Source organism: Kribbella sp. NPDC004536, assembly GCF_042873835.1.
Taxonomy (GTDB): Bacteria; Actinomycetota; Actinomycetes; order Propionibacteriales; family Kribbellaceae; genus Kribbella.
Map to the genome: position 1 here is coordinate 389,326 of NZ_JBIALY010000001.1, position 20,420 is coordinate 409,745.

A 20,420-nucleotide genomic window follows, 5' to 3' on the forward strand; every position below is an offset into this window, starting at 1 on the left:
GTCACCACGAGCCGGCGGCGAATCCCTTGATCACGTCACCTGGGATTCTCTCACCCCCGCAGCACGGCGAGGCACCGTCGAAACCGAGATCGCGGGCAACTACGACATGCTGATGCGCCAAGTCGGGGTCTACAGTCCGCAGCGCAGGGTTCACTCCCGTACTGCGCCGCACAACTGTGGCCACCAGTCCTGCAGCTACGCAACCAGGAAACAGCAATGGGTCGTACGAGGAAACTCGGCGAACAAGCTCTTGGCCTTCCAACGCCCCCATCATCGCAGGCCAGTACTGAAGCCTGCTGACCTGGTCCCGCCGGTGAAAGGCTCCAGAGTCGGCGACCAAGACATCACCTTCCCGCTTCATCCGGCGCCATGCCATCTCGGTGTCGAACGAGCCAGGCCGCCCGCAAACCACCGTGCCTGGAACAAGCCGTTCGACATCGATGACGTGGTCGTTCGGAACGGCGTACCCCACCAGGATCACCGAGGAGTCGTAGACATCAGCCAGGGCCGGGCCATCGGTGTGGGCTATCGAGATCCTGCCTTGATAACCGTCTTTGACCAGGTCTGAGCGGAGTTGCTCGAGCTGGGTCGCAGCCCCGAGACGGTCGCCGAGGACGATCTCGCGAGGATGCGCCGTTTCGCGCACCAGCAGCCGGAGGGATGCGATCCCGATCGGACCGAGTCCGAGAAGAGCCAACTTCTCTGCCGAAAGCTCCCGCCTCGCTGCCGTCAGCGTTCGAACCAGTGACAGCGAGACGGCCGCAGTGGTCGTGGCCTGGAAGTGGGTGACCGCAGGCCCAGTGCGGGGAATGGCGTCGTCCGACACAACGGAAGGAAGGACGCCAGACAGCGAAACCACCTCGGCTCCGATGCTCGCTGCCATCGAGCAGGCTTGGGCAACAAGGGCAGCGCTGTCTACGCCCCGCGACGCGAGTTCGGATTCCAGGCACGGCAACACGATCCGCGCCATTCGGCCGACACCGAAATCGAGCACGTCACGCACGAGCGGCAGACCACCGAAGAGCCCATCGCGCATCGCGGACCAATCCATACCAGTGGCTTCGAGAAGATCGTCGGTGACGTACGTGACAACTGCGGCGTCGACGCGCGGCACGACACCAGTGACCATGAGCGACAGCAGGGATCGGCTCTCGAAGGTCCTTCCCGGGACGCTGACTCCGGCATCCGGGTCTCGCCTTGGTGTACCCGGACGGACAACATCGACTGCCAAGCCATCGGCACCCGGCGTCTCGGCACGTTCGGCTCCCAGATCATCGACGGCCGATGCAAGAGTACGGACGGTCGGATGATCGAAAATTGCCCTCAGCGGCACATCGAACCCGATTTCTCCAGAGATCAACGCCACTAGTCCCATGGCTTGCAGAGAATGTCCACCGATGTCGAAGAAGCTCTCGTCCAACGGGACGTCGTCGACCTTCAGGGTCTGCGCCCATGCGCGGGCGACAAGCTCTTCTGTGCGTGTCTGCGGCCGCTGCCTCGCAGGAGCCGAGCCGCCGGTGACCGATTCCCACGACATCGCCCGCAGCGCCGCACGATCGATCTTGCCGTTCGCCGACAACGGCATCGACGTCAACAGACCTACCGTCGCCGGGATCATGGCAGCGGGAAGCAATCCGCGCAGGAAGCGGCGAAGATCCTCACCAGCTACCCCGGCACGACTCGGTACCACATAGGCCACGAGACAGACCTCCGAACCGCGGTGCTGGACCACAACCGCGGCCCGAGATACGGCGTCATGCCGTTCGAGCGCCCGTTCGACCTCATGTGGCTCGATCCGAACCCCCCGGATCTTGACCTGATCGTCGGTCCGTCCAAGAAACTGAAGGTTTCCATCCGGTAGGAACCGCACGAGATCGCCGGTTCGGTAAGCGCGTTCACCGGCCCGATCCCGCAACGGGTGCGGTACGAAACGGTCCGCTGTGAGCTCCGGCTGGTTGAGGTAACCCAGTGCCAGTGCCGGACCGCCGAGGTACAGCTCGCCGGCGACTCCCACCGGGACCAGTTCGCGCGACGAGTTCAGAACCAGAACCTCGGTGTTCGGGAACGGCCGTCCGATCGGGGTGGTGTCAGCCGGATCCAGCAATGCGCTGGTGCTCTCGAAGTAGGTGCTGTCGATCGTCGACTCACTGACGCCATAGGTATTGAGGACTCTCGTGTTCGGGCCAACGACCGCGCGGATCTCGGCGAGGTCGTTGACTGTCGACACATCCGCGCCGATGACCAGAAACCGCATGAATGCGAGAGACCCGCCGCAGCGGGCCACGTGTCTGACCAGACGCAGGGCGATCACGGGCGTGAGGTCCGCGAAGTCGACCTGCTCGGTCAGCATCAGCTCATACATGCGGGCCGGATCAAGAACGGATTCATAGGGGCACATCACGAGCTCGCCCCCCGACGCCAGTGCCCTGATCAGATCGCCCACAAAGACATCGAACGAGCAACTCGCGACCTGCAGATGGGAGCGCACGGACGAGAGGTCATAGACTGTGCAGTAGCTTCGAAAAGCACTGACAAGACTTCGGTGCGCGATCTGCACGCCCTTCGGTACACCTGTCGAGCCGGAGGTGTAGACGACATAGGCCGGATCATCCGCGGCAGACCTACTCTGAGTCGGTGCTTGTCCCATTGGGGAAGAGATCGCGACCGGGTCGTCGATCAGGATCTTCGCGACGTTGCATTCGGCAAGGCCGCGGGCGAAAGCTTCCGTCGATATAAGAGCGACGGCGCCGGCGTCGCGGAGAAGTGTCTCAGCTCTTGCGACCGGCTGCCGGTCATCGATTCCCAGAAACGCACCGCCGGCCTTGAGCACAGCCACAGCCGCGATCGCAAGATCTACGGATCGCTCGAGGTAGATGCCCACAACGGCTCCGGGACATACGGCCGCATCGCGCAGCCGTGCTGCCAGTGCTGTCGCTGCATCGTCCAGTTCGGCATAGGTGAGGCGACGGCTTCCGCAGGTCACCGCGACCTGCTCCGGCACCCGCACGACCTGCTCGGCGAACAACTGGTCCACCGTGGTCTCTTCGGTGGGAAGCGACGAGCGAACGCTGAAGGAGTTCAGCAGACGGTTTCGGTCCCCCACCGAGAGCAGGCTGACACGACCGACCAGTACATCGGGATCGTCCAGCACCGAATCCAGCACCTGCAGAAACTGGTCAATCGCAGAGTCCTGGTCGTCTGCGCCGAACACGTCTTCGTGAAAGTCGAACGACACTTCGAAGTCCGCTGCCCCAGCGGAATCGTGAATGTGCACTGCGAGGCTGTCGTTCCCGTACCCGCTGTGCAACGCCTTGGCATCGACGGCCTTCCCTGCCAGCACAGGTAGCTGAACTCCGGCAGGCTGGAAATTCAGAAACACTTCGTACGGTTGGCGCTCAGCCGGGTTCATCGGCGCATCTCGATCGGCCAGCGCTCGAGCCAGCTCGCTGTCGATGGTGTCGAGGAGCGCCAAGAAGTTCATCGCGGGATCGACTTCGATACGGAGAACCAGCATCTTCATGAACAGCCCGATCGTCTGCCGGGCGGCATCGGTCGGCCGATTGTGGAACGGCATACCGACCGGCAGCGCCGTGGCGCCGGTCGACTGATGGAGATACACGGCGAGAACGCCTGCGAAGAAGGTGAACAAGCGCTGGCTGTGCAGACCCGCCGAGCGCACACGCGCGGAGCGTTCGGCACCGAGCTGAACAGTTCGGCGGACGACTCTGGAGGAGACCTTACGCCGCCATCTGCCGTCGAAGACCATCGCACCGGCAGCTTTTGCATCGCCACCGAGGTCCTCAAAGGCGTCTCGGGAATCAGACGCGGCTGACGCCGAACTCTCCTGCAAGGCAACACCAGCAAAACTCGGCAGTGCGGGCGCGGCATGCAGCATTTCTTTCGATGCCAGCTCGTACAGCCGACCCATCCGGTCGATGAGAACGAGGCTCGACCAGGCGTCGCCGATCAGATGATGAAAGCCGAAGTACCAGAGATACTCGCCCGTGTTGACGCGAAGTACGGCGGTGTCGAACAGCGCCCGGGACAAGTCGTACTGCCGCCGGCAACGAACCCGCATCCACTCGTCAGCTCTCGATTCACCGTCATCGAATCCGGAAAAGTCATGCAGCTCGAGGTACGTTTGCAGCTGGTCCAGAACAACCGCGACCGGCCGATGCTCTTCCTCGCGAATGACGGTTCGCAGTGCGTCGGAGGCCGCCACAAGCGCCGCAAACGACTTCCTGAATGCCGTCAGATCGAGCTCCGCGCTCAGCCGGTAGACGGTAGCGCAGTTGTACAGCGGAACATCCGGTTGCATCTTCTGACCGGTCCAGATCTGCAGTTGCGCGGATGTGAGACGTCCGACCGGGGATCCGGTCGGTGCCGGGAGAGCTGCCCTCCCGCCGTTTCCCGAGGTGACATCGGCCTGGTTGGCCCGGCTTCTGATGCCACTGGCCATGGCAACAGCAGACAGCCGACGCTGGGGATTCTCCAGGACGATTTCCAGTACGGCTTGATACTGGAAGAGAAGCTTCGAGATCGAGTCGGCGTCGAACAGGTCCAGGCGATAGGCAACCGTTGCCGACGATTCGTCCACGAACCATGTCAAGTCGTTGTTGACCACGCCGGTGTCGATCGCGAACGGTTCCGCCGTCAAGCCCCGAAACGCAGGAACCCGGACTCCAGGCTTCGGGGCGAATGCGATCTGCACCGGCGGCGGATACGGTCCTCCCAGACCAGACCGAAGCTCTTGCAGAAGCGCATCGACATCGACATTGCGGTGGCGATGAGCGGCGAGGCAGGCTTCACGCACGCGCCCAACGACTTCTGCAACGGACGGGTTCCCACCGAGATCTATCCGAAGCGGCAGGTTGGAGACAAACAATCCTACGGTCCGCTCCAGACCCTCGTAGCCGCGATCGTCCACGGCTGACATCAAGACGATGTCGCGTCCCAGCGACAGTACATGCATCAGAATCGCGAAGGCCGCAGTCAGCACCATGTACGGCGTGGCTTCCAGATCGGTCGCCAGCTTCCGAACTGTCTTCCCGACCGATGCGTGGAACTCGACGCCCGCTCGTGCCCCAGAGTTGGCCGGCGCTCCGAGTCGCTGCCGCACGGTCGGCAGTTCAGTGCTCAGCGGCGCATCTACGAGTCGCGAGCGCCAATACTGCAGCGCACCGTCCCAGGCGCCGGCGACGAGCTGATCGCGTTCCCACCGCGCGAAGTCACCGTATTGGAGTACAGGTGCCGGCAGCAACGAGTCGTCGCCACGAGCAAACGCGTCGTAGAGCCGACCGAGTTCATCGATGAGCAGGTCCACCGACGTTCCATCAGCGATCAGGTGATGCAACCGCAGGCACAAGAGGTAGCTTTCGTCAGCCAGCCGCACCGCGGTCGCCTGGAAGAGATCACCTTGGTCGACACGGAACGGCACAGCACAGATCTCATTCAGGTGCCGCTCGGCCTCACTCCGGCGAACGGGCTCGGGATGGCCGCTGACATCGATCAGCGTCAATGCGGCCGTATTCGTCGAGGTGACCTCGATGCGCGGATCCTGTCCGTCGAGAACTACGCGGCTGCGCAGCACGTCGTGGCGACGCAGCAGCTCGCCGATGCACCGTTCCAGGACGGCCGTGTCGAGAGGGCCGGAGAGTTCCCAGGCGAAGATCATTGTGTATGCGGGGCTCGGCCCCTGCAGCTGCTCGATGAACCACAGGCGGCGCTGAGCGCTGGACAGCGGTTCAAGATCGGCGCTCAGCCGTGGCGTCGGCTGCGGCCCGTCCGTCGACCCAACCGGATTCAGAACGCTCAGGAGATCGGACTTACGGGCAGCGAGCTCGCGCTGCAAGTCCTGCGTGAGCGCAGCGCGCGGTCCACTGACCTGCAGCTTTCCATCAGCAGCTGAAAGCCTGACTTCTCGCCGGACCAGCTCGGTCAACAGATCGGGCAGCGGGCGAAGCTTCTCGATTTGTGGTTCATCGGCGGTCATAGCGTCACCACTTCCTCGTCCGGACCTGGTTGTGCGGGTTCTCCGGGCGCTCCAGCCACCTCGAGCAATGCACACAGATACCCTGCGATCGCACGAGCCGTACGCAGTTCGAACACCGTCGCGATGCCGATCCGATTCCCCGCCGCGGTACTCAGTCTGGTTGCGAGCCGAATGGCAAGTAGCGAATTCCCACCACACTCGAAGAAGCTCTCGTCGATGCCGATATCCGGGCGCTTCAGGGTGGCCGCCATCATGTCCCGGACAAGTTCTTCCAGCTGGCCGGAAGGCGCGTCACGAGCGGTAGCAGCAGACGATGCGTGCTCCGCCAGTAGTGACTTCCGATCGACCTTGCCGTTGGCCAGCAGCGGCAGGCCGGAGACCGCGCGGATCTCTCCCGGAATCATGTATGCCGGGACGATCCCGGCAAGTCCTGTACGTACATCTTCGATCGATGGGGAGGCTTCTGGATCGAGGACGGCAAATGCGCAAAGTGACCGCTCTGCAGCGCCGTCGGGCAGCGGGACCACCGCCGCCACCTGTACTCCAGGCAACCGCGAGAAAGCAGCCTCCACCTCGCCGATCTCGACCCGGTGGCCACGAATCTTCATCTGATCGTCGGTCCGTCCGCGAAACTCCAGCGTCCCGTCGGCGTTTCGGCACACGAGGTCACCCGTGCGGTACATCATGGCCGATCCAACGTCTGAGAACGGATCCGGACAGAACGCCGCCTTGGTGAGTTCCGGCCGATTCAGGTATCCGCGGCCCACACCCAAGCCGCCGAGGTACAGCTCACCGACCTCTCCCTCCGAGCAGAGGTTCCCGGACGGATCCATCACGTACGCAGTCGTTTCACGGATCGGTATGCCGATCGGCACCGCTGACCGCGTTGCATCGAAATCAGACGGGATCTGGTAGCACACCGCCAAAACACTGCATTCGGTCGGACCGTACCCGTTGACCATCCTGACCGTCGGGAGCTCCGCGGCGGCGCGAGCGACGTGCGAGGCCGACAATGCCTCACCACCGATCAGCAACTGCCTGAGATCGGCGAGCGTCCGCACGTCGGTATCCACGACGACGTTGAACAGCGACGACGTCAACCAAGCCGTCGTGACGCCGAACTTGTCGATCGCTCTTCCGATGGCCTCGGGAGTGACGGGCTCATCCGGGAAGAGCGCCACCCGGCCTCCGTTGAGCAGTGCGCCCCAGATCTCGAGACCGGACACATCGAACGTGGTCGGCGTGAGTTGGAGGACCGTTTCTTCCGGCCCGAATCGTACGTAATCCGCATCGCTGACGAGCCGGAGCAGACCCCGGTGCGGGATCAACACACCCTTGGGGGTTCCTGTCGACCCCGACGTGTAAATGATGTAGGCAAGTTGGTCCGAACTGACAAGCGCCGGCTGTAACTGGGGTGCGACGTCGGGGATCTCGTCGAGATCCACCGTCCGCGCGCTGACCAGAGGCGATCCGGGCGTCGACGGCCGGTGCACGAGAACGATGGGGTCATCGAGGTCATCGAGGATGGTTCTGATCCGGGCGTGCGGATCAGTCGGGTCCAGCGGAACGTACGCGCCACCGGCCTTCAGAACACCAAGAATACCGACGACATACTCGATCGAGCGTGCAACACAGACGGCGACCGGGATCTCGGAACGAACGCCCAGGACACTGAGGTATCGAGCCAGAGCATCAGCTCGGGTGTTCAGCTCTGCATAGGTGACCTCTACGTCAGTCGCCGAGATAGCAACCGCACGCGGAGTCTCCGCGGCGAAACGCTCGAACCTGGACACAATTCCGCCCTCACCAGACAGCGAGTCATCTCGTGTGAGCAGCCCAGATGCAACGGACGGATCCTGGAAGTCGTTGCCGTAGGTGATCGGCAATCTCACGACCGGACGATCCGGTTCGGCCGAGACCTGCTCGAGCAACGCCTTCATCTCTTCCAGCAAGCCCTGAACGGTGCTCGCCTCGAGGAGCGCGGTGTCGTAGTCGGCATGCATTGTCAGTCCGCGCATGCCTGGATGGACCTGCAGAACGAGGTCGAACTTGGCACCCACGTGGCCGGTATCGATGGGCTCGCACTCCGTGCCGGCCAGCCTGATCTCAGGCAGCTCCTCGTTGTGGAGAACGAGCATGACCTGGAAAAGGGGTTGCAGTGGCAGCTTTCTGGGTCCGCCGGCGAGCTCCACGATCTTCTCGAAGGGTAGGTCCTGATGCGCGAGCGCTTCCCGAGACTCCTGGGTCACCCGGTCCAGCAGCGACCGGAACGTGTCCTCGGAACGCAGACGGACCCGCAACGGCAACGTGTTGGCGAAGTAGCCGATGATCGGCTCGAGTTCGGTACGGGTCCTGCTCGAGCTGACAGTTCCGATCATCAGATCGTCCTGACCGGTCAGCCTCGACAACAGAATGGCCAGAACCGAAGCAAGTGCGGCGAAAAGCGTCGCTCCTTCCTGCCGTGCGATGTGAACCACCGCTGCGGTCAAGGACGACTCCCACACCACGGTCTCCCGAGCGCCTGAGAACGCCGACTGCGCCGGGCGGACATGATCGAGCGGCAGGAGAAGACCGAGGGGCGCGTCACCAACCCGCCCGCGCCAGTACCTGCTGAGATCGTCGAGATGCTGCCCCGAAAGCTTCTCGCGCTGCCACAGCGCATAGTCCGCGTAGCGGATCGGAAGTGGCTCGAGCGACATACCGGCGTACAGGTGTGACAGCTCCTGGCGCAGGATCCCCGCCGACCAGGCATCACAGGCAGCGTGATGAGCGGTGATGACGAGCAGATGCTCCTCCGGATCGACCTGAACGAGGGTCGCTCGCGTCAGCGGCGGCCGAGCGATGTCGAAGGGTCTTGCGGCAGCTGCTCGCGTCGCCGCACATGCATCGGCGCTGTGATCGACGTACTCGAAGTCGACTGGGAGATCCTCGTGGATGAACTGCTGGACGTCACCTCCCACCGTCTCGATCCCAGTACGAAGCACTTCGTGACGGGCCACGAGTGCCCGGAAGGAAGCCTCGAGACGGGCCGAGTTCAGCGAACCCCTGATCCGTGTCGCTGACGCTACGTTGTAGACGCCGTTCGATGGCACCAACTGTTCGACGAGCCAGCTTCGTTCCTGTGCGAACGACGCGGGCAGTCTCAGCGGGCCGGGACTCATCGAGCGGCCCGAGGAGTGATCGGCGGCTCTGCTGGCTGCACCCCGGGCGACGTGATCTTTGCAGCGAGGGTTGCGAGGGTCGGCGTTTCGAACACGTCGGCGAGTGCCAATTCGACACCGAGGCGGTCACGAACGCGAGACACCAACTGCATTGCCATCAGCGAATGCCCACCGAGAGCGAAGAAGTTGTCCTGCCTCGAAACCTCATGTACACCCAGCACTCGGGACCAGATCTCAACCAGCACTTCCTCGACAGGTGTAACAGGCTCAGAGTCGGCCGCTGCCGTCGAATCGTGCCAGTCCTCTACCTCTGCGGCGATGTCGCGCAAAACAGCCCGGTCAAGCTTTCCGTTGCTGGTGAACGGCAACTGCTCGAGCATGATGAACCGGCTGGGAACCATGGCGACCGGCAGCAGCTTGGCAAGATGGGACGTCAGCTCCCTGCGAGTGACCGATCCGCCGAAGTCAGGCACGACATACGCGACGAGGTGCGCACCGGCAATGTCTTCGACACCGATGACCGCGCAGGACCCGACACCGGGGCACGTTTGCAGCGCCGCCTGAACTTCGACCGGCTCTATGCGCGTCCCCCGGATCTTGATCTGATCGTCAAGGCGGCCGAGCAACACAAGATTTCCGTCGGCGTCGAGCCGTCCGCGGTCCCCACTGAAGTAGAGCAGATCGTCCGGACGATTCGAGTCAGGGTTCGGCCTGAATCGTGCCGCGGTCAAGGCGTCGTCATTCAGGTAGCCAGACGTACGGTAAGGCGTCCTGATGACCACCTCCCCGAGTTCGTACGGCCCACACTGCCGGCCGTCTCGCGCGACGACGAAGATCTCAGAACCCGGCATGGGTTGTCCGACAGGCAGCTGTACGGCAGCGGTGTGGACCGGGACGCGGTAAAAACACTTCGCGAGCGTTGTTTCGGTCGGACCGTACAGATTCACGATCTCCGCCGCCGGGAACCGGTTGCGGAGCTGACGGACGAGCTCTGGCCTGCAGGCTTCACCTGCGAGAAAGATGGTCCGCATGTGCCGGCTCACGAGCTCGGGCGTCTGGCTCGACAGCCACGCCGTAGCCAGCGTGGGCACTGCATTCGTGATGGTGATGCCAGATGTCACCAGCCAGCCAAGCACCTCATCAGGTGACAAGGAGCGATCTGGGACGCACAGGGTCGCGCCGCTGACGAGCGGTGCGAAGACGTCACGTAGTACGACATCGAAGGAAGGCCCGGTCAGCTGAGCGGCTCGATCGCCGGGGCCGATGGCGAACTCGGAACGCTGCCATGCAAGGAAATGCGCGAGCCCCTGATGCGTGCCGCGTACGGCACGCGGACGTCCGGTTGTCCCCGAGGTCAGGAACAGATATGCCGCACCGTCTGGATGGGTCGAGGCCTCCGGCCGGACCGTCGCTGATGCGACTGTTGTACCGGGGACCGCTGTCCGAGGGTCGATATCGAGAGTGAAGGAGCTCCAGCCCGGAAGTAGCTGCCCCTCGAGATCAAGGATCCATGCCGCAGAAGTCTCGTCCAGGCCCGCCAGCTGGCGGGCGACAGGCGCAGTCGGATCGATGGTGAAGAGGATGCCATCGGCAAGCCAGACCGCGTACATTGCGGCGACTGCGCCGAAGCTCCGCGTACCCCGGACAGCGACGACCTTGTGTTGAGCACCACGGGCCCGCAACTCACTGGCGATCGTCTCTGCGGCACGATGCAGATCGGCGTAGGTCCAGCCGTCCGCTCCGCATTCCACTGCCATCGCCGTCGGCCGAGTGGAAGCCTGCTCGGCGATGACCTCGCCGACCGTCGGATACTCGGTCGGTCGCAGGTCGGCGCCCGCTTTGCGTGCAAGCCACGGGCCCTCATCGGTGACCAGGGAATGATCTTCGACTGCCACATCCGGGGCTCCGACGGCCGATCGCGCCAGCAGGAGAAGCTGCGCAGACATCGCCCGCAACGCGTTTTTGCTGAGGACCGCAGCTTGAGCCACAAGTTCGAGCGTCAGCTCGTTGCCGTCTTCGCGTAGATAGACGGTCAGCGGAACACGGGCCACGGGTTCGGACACCTGGAGCCAGGTGAGCTCGAGATGCGCCACCGGCCAGCTGAGAGCCGTGTCGAGCTGAGGATTTACGAGAACCTCGAAGAGCGGCTGATGCAGGCCACCACCCGAGCGTCTGCGGACGGCCTCAACCACGTCCTGGTAGGGGACGCCTTGATGCTCCAGCCCCTCGCGCACCTTGGCCTGGTTGTGCCGGAGCACGTCTCGGAACGATGGGGAGGCGGAGAGGTCGGTGCGCAGGACAAGGGTGTTGAGGAAGTAGCCGACCATCGGTTCGTATTCGCGTCGGTTCCGGCCGTTGGTCGGATAGCCGATCACGGCGTCGTCGTTGCCGGTCCAGCGCTGCAGCAGAAGCTGACTCAATGCAGCGACCGCCACGAAAGGCGTCACACCCACGTCGGTGCAGAGATCACGAAGGGCGGTCGAGAGGTCGCCGCCAAGCCGGACCTCTTCGCGCAACGGCGCGTGATCCGTGACGTCACCGGATCCAGCCGCCAGCCCGAAGCGGGAGGGCAGGCCGGCGAGCTCGCGAGTCCAGTACTCGAGTTCAGCTGCTCGTCGACCTTGATCAACGGACTCCAGCACACCGCGAACATAGGCGGGATAGTCCGTAGCCAACGCAGGGACGGGATCAGGGCCCGGGACCGATTCATTGGCCGCCGCGTACAGCGAGCCGAGATCGGAGATCACCGTTCGCACCGACCAGTCGTCCACCGCGATGTGGTGGAACACCAGGCAAAGGACGTGATCATCCTCGGCAAGCCGATAGACGTTGAGCCGGAAAGGCGCCTCGTTCGGCAGGTCGAACGGCACCGCAGCCTCAGCTCGCACTGCTTCCAGGACGTCAGCGAGCGTTCGGCCCTCATCTGCGACGTGGTGCACAGTCATCGGCCGCAGTAGACCCTTGTTATGGACCAAGCGCGGCTCGTCGAAGTCGCCGGAAATGTGGGTCGTGAGAATTCGGTGCCGGATGGCCAGGTCCCGCACGGCGGTCGCGAGCGCCTCCAGGTCGAGCCGACCACGCAGACGCGACGCCCGGACCAGGTTGTGGAACGGCGATCCGGCATGGAGCCGATCCAGGAACCACACCCGTTGCTGGCCGGGAGACAGCTCGACGGGGTAGCCCGATGGGTCGGGCTGCAGCAACCCGGCGTCACCGCTGGCGCCTCGTTTCCAGGCTGCCAGCGCATCGGGATGATGTTTGGCGAGGTATTCGCAGAGCTGCACGACGGTCCGCGCCGTGAACAGAACATCATGTGGGAGTGCTACGTCCAGCGATGCCTGGATCCTGTTGGACAGCAGCATGGCCTGGATCGACGAGCCACCAAGGACGAAGAAGTCGTCCGTGGGATCGACAGACGGGATGCCAATGACATCCATCCATGCACTGCACAGCCACGCTTGCAGATCTGCCGCAAGCTCGTTGTCTGTCTCGGCGCCAGATTCGTCCATGTGTTCGGCAACCTCTGTGCGCCGTTCGTCAGCCGGCGTCGGTGCGCCCGCCTCGAGACCGTCCAGGTCAGCCTCGAGCGCGTTGGCGACGTGCCCGGACAGATCCAGAAGCCGATTGAATCGAAGCAGCTGGACGACTGGCACATCGACACCGGCCTCACGCTGAATACGCACGCGCAGCTCCGTGGCCATCAGAGAGTCGAGCCCCAGGTCCGAGATCGACCTCTCGGGCTCGATGTTCCCCGGCGCCGAGCCCAGTACGCGCCCGACACACTCGATCAACCAGGCGTTGATCACTGCCAACCGTTCGTCGGGAGACACGAGCCGTACCTGCTGCAGGATCGCGGCACCGGTGCCGGGCTCGGCGGAATCATCGCTGCTTTCGGGAAGCAAACCAGCCCATCGGGCCGAGATCACCGGCCACTTCTCCCGTGCCTGGCGCCAATCGATGTGCGCAACCGCGGCTTGGACCGTTCCGAACTGAATCAGCTGGCCCATGATGTCAAGGGCATAAGGCGGATCGAGTCGGCGAGTTCCACGGAGCACGCCCATCTCGGCCTGCTCACCGTGGCGAGCGACGTAGCCGACCTCGCCGATCGGGCCCCAGTTCACTGTCAGCGCCGGCAGACCGAGCGAGCGGCGGTACGATGCGAGGCTGTCCAGGAACGCGTTGGCTGCGACGTAGTTCCCCTGGCCAGGGTTGCCGAACGTGCTTGTCATCGACGAGAACATGACGAAGAAGTCCAGCGGCTCGTGCAGAGTCTGTTCGTGCAGGTTCCATGAACCATCCACTTTGGGCCTCATGACGAGGTCCAAGCGAGCCTCGTCGACGTCGGCCAACAGCGCATCGTCAAGGACCATGGCCGAGTTGATCACTCCCGCGACCGGCAACCCGCGACCGGCCAGGGCTCCGAGTGCCTCCCGGACATCGGCGGGATCGGCGATATCGGCTCGCTGAACGATCACCTCAACGCCCGCGGCGACCAGCTCGGCGAGCGCCGCGGACTCGTCAGTGGAACTTGTCCCGCTCCGGCTCAGCAACAGAAGGTGCCGCGCTCCACGGTCTGCCAGCCACTGTGCGGCAGCGAGGCCGAACCCGCTGAGACCGCCGGCAATGAGGTACGCCGCGTCGGAACGCAGCGTCAGTGTCCCGGCAGGCAGCCTGCGCGTACGGCGTGCAAGAGATGTGCCACATCCTTCTCTCAGCGAGACGACGACCTTGCCGATGTGACGAGACTGCTGCATGTAGCGGAACGCGTGTACCAACTGGCCAACAGGATAGGCACGGTACGGTAGCGGACGATAAACGCCGGCATCCAGGAGCTCAGCGACCTCACGGAGGACGCACCGGATCGTCGCCGGGTCGTGCAGCAACATCTGGTCGACGTCGACCGCAAAGAACGAAATGCAACGGTCGAACGGCTTCATCGCCAGGCGATTGTTCGCCAGGAAGTCCTGCTTCCCGATTTCGACGAAGCGGCCGAATCGGGACAGCACTCGCAGGCTCTCCTGCATACCGTCGCCGGCCAGTGAGTTGAGGACCACGTCGACGCCTTCTCCGCGCGTGGCCGTCATGATCTCGTCAGCGAAGGTCAGCGACCGCGAGTCCATGACGTGCTTCACGCCAAGGCGGCGAAGATACTCTCTCTTCTCCTCGGTACCAGCTGTGGCGAAGACCTCGGCGCCGGCATGCTGCGCGATCTGCAGAGCGCTCAACCCGACCCCGCCTGTTCCATGATGAATCAGGACGCGATCCCCCGGCTGCAGGTTTGCCAGCTGCCGCAGACCGTAATGGCAGGTCACAAAGGTGACCAGTAGCGTTGCCGCCTCCTCGAATGTGATATCCGCGGGCTTGCGCACCACCAGGTTTGCCGATGTCGTCATGTGGCTGCTGAGCGAGTGACTGCCGAGCGCGATCACATCGTCGCCGACGCTCACGTCGACAACTCCCGCACCGACGGCTACGACCCGCCCCGCGCACTCTCCGCCGAGCGCCAGGCCCGATGCGAACCCAAGCTCGACACTTTCGGGTGGAAGGAGTCCCATCGCATTCATGACATCTTTGAAGTTCAGCCCGGCCGCACGCACCTCGATCTCCACTTCCCCGGCGCCCGGAGCTCTCCGTCGGAGCGGCGCGAGTTCGAGCGTGTCTAGCAATCCTGGTGTCGCGATGCCTGCACGAAACGCGGGCATCTCCCGGACCGGCGTTGCGCCGCGCACCAGCCGCGAGACGAATCGCTCGAAACCGCGCAGCGCGATCTCGTCCTCGCGTAGCGCATCTGGTCCGGCTTCATTGGTGCGCAACTCCATGCCGAGTTCCCGGATTTCCTCGTCCGCGTAGCGAGACTCACCGGTCATCGGTTGTGGAGAAGACACGTCCACCAAGGTGCAGCGGAGTTCTGGATACTCGTTGACGATCACACGATGCAGACCTGCGACCGGACCTGCCGTCACCATCGGTCGCTCGTGGCCCGGCGCGACTGCGTAGGCACCTCCGGTGACCAGCCACAGGCGGGGCACATCGATCTTCCCGGCGAGGCGAACCGCGAGCTGAATCGTCGACAGCGCCAGCATTCGGGCCTGCCGCAAGCCTGTGGCAGAAGGCGCGTCCGAGTCGAGCGGCCATGCCTGAACGACGTCTGTGATCGATGCGCTCTCGAGCGCAGTCAGCAGCTTGCCGAGGTCCTCGGCATCACCGGGGCGCAGAGTGAAACGATTGGCCGCGAGCTGTTCGAAGCACGGCCCCTTGGCGACCGTGATCACCCTGTCACCCCAGGACGTCAGATCGTCCGCGACAGTGGCAACCGCACCGCCGTCATCGGTGAGCATCAGCCAGCAACGTCTCGTCGACCGATCGTCGATCTCCGGCCGGTCCACATCCGGTAGCGGCCCGCGAGCGAGGAGAACGGCGGTGCCCGGTTCGCCGATACCTTCGTCAATGGCCGTGGCCTGCTCGAACCCCATGTCGGTGAGGACCTGTATCCAGCGATCCTCACTGAGCAAGGTGTGTTCCGGCCGGATGTCCTCGTCGAGAAACAGCCAGAAACCACGCAGGAGCCCGAAGATCGTGAACAGATACCGCAGGGGTTTGACGACTTCAGCCACGATCAGGATCCCACCAGGGGCAAGCAGCCGACGGACCTGCTCGAGCGTCCAGCAGATGTCAGTTGTCGCGTGCAGCACGTTCGAGGCCACGACCACGTCGAAGGAATGTTCATCGAATCCCTGCGACACTGGATTCTTCTCGATGTCCAGCGGGGCGAAGCTCACGAACGGGTAGGCGTGCAAGCGATGCGAAGCCTTCTCGAAGAAGGCTTCCGAGACGTCGGTGAACACATAATCTGTGCGGTCGGCCGGCAAATGATCGACGAGCTGCGAGGTCGTGCCACCGGTGCCGGCGCCGATCTCGATGATCCGCAGGGATCGGTCGGTCGGCAAGCGGTTCGCGATCGTACTGACGACGCCCTGGATGGTGGCGTTGTAGAAGCGCGTCACCATGTCGCTCTCGTACAGATGGTCGACAGTGGCACCTGCCGATTCACCGAAGATCAGACCGAGCGGGTCGAGCCGCCCGCTGAGTACGTCAGCGAGGTTCTCCCCACACCGGGCCAATAGCTCGAGGTTCGCGTGCGACCCCGGAAAGCGAGCCGCGAGGTCGGCCCACATCGCAGCGGGATCGCACGCGGCAAGTTCCTCCTGGACGACCCATTGACGACCGTCGCGACGCAGAAAGCCGTCATCGGCGAGCATACGCAGGAAATGCGCTGTCAGCCGCTGATGCTCTTCGACGATGCCCAGACGGTCGCAGATCGCTTCGGCGGTCAGACTGTCACCGACGGCGAATACCCAGCCGAGACGCACGAAGGCGGAACGCACATATGCCGTGGCGAGCTCTTCGAGGGCCGGCGAAACCTCCTCGCAGTACGTCTCGCGTCCCAGATGTTCAATCAGCTCGGCTGCGTTCTCCCGGGCGACGGCCGAGAGCTCGGCCGGATCGGGCAGGTGATCCGCATTCCGCGTTCGATGCTTCGGCGATCGGGCCGCGGGACGCCACATCTGCTCGTAGACATCGTCGGTCTCACCGAAACCGCCCGACGTTCCCGACATCGCGCGCAGCGCGATGCCCTTGATCTCGGCGACCACGACCCCGTCCGCGTTCGCGATCAACGCATCCGCCCAGAGAACCTTGGCGCGGCGTTTGGTTATCCGCGCATGGCAGTACACACGTGCTTCAGGACGCTGGTAGAGGCGTAGGCGGTCGAAGCCCACCGGAAGATAGCTCACTGGTTCCCCGGGTGCGCCGGTGAACAGACAGGGCAAAATCGACTGGAGACAACCGTCGAGCAGTGCGGGATGGAAGACGTATCCCTGGCCGGACCACGAATCATCGATCTTGACCTCGCCGAGCGACTCGTCCTGGCCCGTCCAGACACACTCGACCGACTGGAACACGGGTCCGTAATGCAGCTCGTGCCGAGTCGCAAACTCATAGTGCGCGGTGCGGTCCAGCCGGCGGTCGAGACGGCCTCGGATGTCCGTGATGTCGATGGGCTTCACACCGCTGGGAGCCTGCCACGCCCGGACGCGGCCCGCGCTGATCAAATCCCAGGAGCCGTCGGCCTCGGTGTGGATCTCGAACGAACCGTCCGGGCTCGACCGGGCGAACCGAACCGGCACCGCTGCCGAGGCAGGGAGTACGAAAGCCTTGTTGATGACCAGGTCGTCGATGGCCACGCTGCCGCTGTGATCGCCGTCGACGGAAGCAAGCGCCATCTCGATGTAGCCCGCCATCGGGAACACCGGCGTGTCACCCTGCACGCGGTGGTCGTTGAGGTAGGGCAGCAGAGCCAGGTCAAGGTTGTTCTCGAACTCTGCTCTGGCCGAGTTCACCGCAGATCCGAGCAGTGGGTGCACGCTCGGTCCGGCCAGGCTGCCGCCGCGACCGAGCTCCTTGTAGTGACGCTCTCGTTGCCAAGGGTACCCAGGCAGATTGACGGAGGTCCCAGAGCGGTTCACCTCGCCAAGACTTGACAAACTTCCGGCCACAAAGAGGGACCCCAGCAACATCGCCAAGGTTGCGGTGTCGTCTGCGTCTCGTCGCAAAGTCGTGAGAACCGTCGCCGTTCCATCGGCAGTCCCAGCGCATTCGCTCATGTAGCTGCGAAGCACGGGGTGCGGCCCGACCTCGACGAACGTGCTGTGGCCGTCCGCCGTCAGCGCGTTGACTGCGGCAGCGAACGCCACTGGCCGGCGGATATTGCGCCACCAGTAGTCCGCGTCGAGGCGGTTGCCTTCTATGACCGCGCCGGCCACCGTGGACACGAACGGGATCGAGCCCGCGGATGGCCGCAGCTCGGACAGCGCTGCAACAAGCTCGTCGCGAATCGGGTCCATCTGGTGACTGTGGAAGGCGTAGTTGAGCGGCAGCACCTTGGCAAACCGCTGGCGCTGCACGCATCCGGCAACAATGTCCTCCACCGCCTCGCGATCACCAGCGATCGTCACCGAGCTCGGGGAGTTCACGGCGGCAATGCAGACTTGCTGTCCGTAGGCGGCAAGGACCTCCTCGGCATCCGCCGCACTGATCCCAACAGCGGCCATCGCACCGCGGCCTGCCGTGCGCTCTTGCGCACGACTGCGATGCACGATGACCTCGACTGCCTGAGGCAGCGTCAAGATGCCTGCAGTGTAGGCAGCGGCAACCTCCCCCACGCTGTGACCGGCGACAGCTGTCGGCTCAATTCCCCAAGCCCGCAGCCTGGCCACAAGACCAACCTGAAGCGCGAAGAGACAAGGCTGCGCGATATCAGTGCGGTCCATGCGCGACGCGGACTCGGTCGAGCTGAGCTCGGCGAGGACCGACCAACCGGTCCGGTCCTGGATCAGCTGGTCACATTCGGCAACAGCCTTCTCGAAGAGGGGATCTGCAGCGAGGAGCTGGCGGCCCATACCCCACCATTGAGATCCGTTGCCGGAGAAGACGAAGACCGGACCGGACTCGTCAGCCACGGGCTGGCTGCCAACGATCACGCCACTGGGTGTCGCACCCGCCGAAAAGGCCCGCAGCCCGTCCTCGATGTCGGCCGGGCTGACGCCCACGATCGCCGCGCGGTACGGGTGATTCTCCCGTCGGCGAGATGCGGCGTAGCAGATGTCGGTCACCGAAGCGTCTTCGAGGGCCGAGAGATAGGCCCGGGCGTAATCACGGACGGCCTGGGGGGTCCGCGCTGACAGCGGGAGAATTCTCGGTGCGGCCGGCGGGACTGCGGCGCCTGTGGTGGCGGTGCCGGCCAGCACCGGTGCTTCTTCCAGCACGACGTGGGCGCTGGTCCCACCGAAGCCGAAGGAGTTGACACCAGCTCGCTTCGGTAGCTCCGAAGCGGGCCAGCTCTCCGGCCCCGTCTGGACGCGGAGTCGCAGGTCATCGAACGGGATGTCCGGATTGGGTGTCTTGAAATGGAGGTTGGCGGGAATGTGGCTGTGCTTTAGCGCAAGGGCTGCCTTGATCAAACCAGTGATTCCTGACGCCGCCTCGGTGTGACCGACGTTGGTCTTGACCGAGCCGATGCGCAGGTAGTCGCCGTCGGCGCGACCGCCGCCGAACACGGCCCCGAGCGCGGCACATTCAATGGGGTCGCCGGCCCGGGTTCCGGTGCCGTGCGCTTCCACGTACTGAACGGTCGTCGGGTCGATGCCGGCGTCGGCATACACCGATTGCAGTAGAGCCCTCTGGGCATCGCCGTTCGGGAGCGCGATGCCGCTGGTCCGCCCGTCCTGGTTCAAACCGGACGCTCTGATGACGGCGTAGATCGGATCACCGTCGTCGAGAGCGGCCTGGAGCGGTTTCAGGACGACGAGCCCGGCGCCTTCGGCCCTCACGAACCCGTCGGCCGCTGCGTCGAACGAACTGCAGCGCCCCGTTGGCGACAGCATCGACGCCCGCGAAAATCCGATCGTCGTGGTCGGATCGAACATCAGATTGATACCTCCGGCCACCGCGACGTGGCATTCACGCCGACGGACGCTCTCGCAGGCCAGATGAACGGCAGTCAGCGCTGACGAGCACGCGGTGTCAACGGCAACGCTGGGCCCGTGGAAGTCGAAGGCGTGCGAAATTCGGTTCGCTGCAATACTGATCGCCGCACCGGTGTTTGTGTACGCATCGATGGAATTCAGATCCTGCCTGCGAACCGTTCGGTAGTCGGTAGAGCAGATGCCAACGAAAATGCCGGTGTCCGAGCCGGCCAAATGCCCGGGCGCGAGCCAGCCGTCCTCGAGCGCTTCCCAGGTCAGTTCCAGGAGCATTCGATGCTGCGGATCGATCCAGGCCGCTTCACGTGGAGAGATCTTGAAGAAGTCAGCATCGAACATGTAGACGTCGTCGAGGAACGAGCCACGGCGGGTGTACATCTTCCCGGCGCGATCGGGATCAGGGTGGTAGAAGGCGTCGACGTCCCATCGATCCTGCGGAATCTCACCGACAGTATCGGTGCTGTCCAGAAGCAGCCGCCAAAACCGTTCCGGAGTGTTCGCTCCGCCAGGTAACCGGCAACCAATTCCGACGATTGCGATGGGCTCTGGCGCCAGATCCAGGATTTCCGACACAATTCTCCTACGGCAATTGACGACACCCGATAGGCTCGCAACACTATCGGGTGGTCTGAAGCCGTCCTGAATCTCGCCTGATCGCTGAATTGCAGACGATCAGATTTCAGCGGACACAGGTTTCAAGAATTGGCGCACAAAGACCGCAGCAAA

At 63.9% G+C, this 20,420-nt stretch carries 3 protein-coding genes; all 3 read right to left on the bottom strand.

The features are described 5' to 3' along the window. Window position 1 precedes the first annotated feature (1 nt). Genes ACFYRU_RS01920 through ACFYRU_RS01930 form a run of 3 tightly spaced genes read right to left on the bottom strand, consistent with a single transcriptional unit; the run spans window position 2 to window position 20,267 of the window. Complete coding sequence (locus ACFYRU_RS01920; protein ID WP_387651955.1) at window positions 2–5,992, bottom strand: amino acid adenylation domain-containing protein; 5,991 nt, start codon at window positions 5,990–5,992, stop codon at window positions 2–4. Beyond that, the gene (locus ACFYRU_RS01925) at window positions 5,989–9,153 is read right to left on the bottom strand and encodes an amino acid adenylation domain-containing protein (RefSeq protein WP_387651958.1); all 3,165 of its coding nucleotides are present in this window, start codon (window positions 9,151–9,153) and stop codon (window positions 5,989–5,991) included. The genes ACFYRU_RS01920 and ACFYRU_RS01925 overlap by 4 nt, the downstream gene beginning before the upstream one ends. After that, complete coding sequence (locus ACFYRU_RS01930) at window positions 9,150–20,267, bottom strand: amino acid adenylation domain-containing protein (protein WP_387651961.1); 11,118 nt, start codon at window positions 20,265–20,267, stop codon at window positions 9,150–9,152. The genes ACFYRU_RS01925 and ACFYRU_RS01930 overlap by 4 nt, the downstream gene beginning before the upstream one ends. Between the last annotated feature and the right edge of the window lie 153 nt (window positions 20,268–20,420).

What these genes read in the sequence shown, in the direction of transcription:
- ACFYRU_RS01920 (WP_387651955.1), bottom strand. Translation starts at nt 5,992, where the DNA reads ATGACCGCCGATGAACCACAAATCGAGAAGCTTCGCCCGCTGCCCGAT.
- ACFYRU_RS01925 (WP_387651958.1), bottom strand. Translation starts at nt 9,153, where the DNA reads ATGAGTCCCGGCCCGCTGAGACTGCCCGCGTCGTTCGCACAGGAACGA.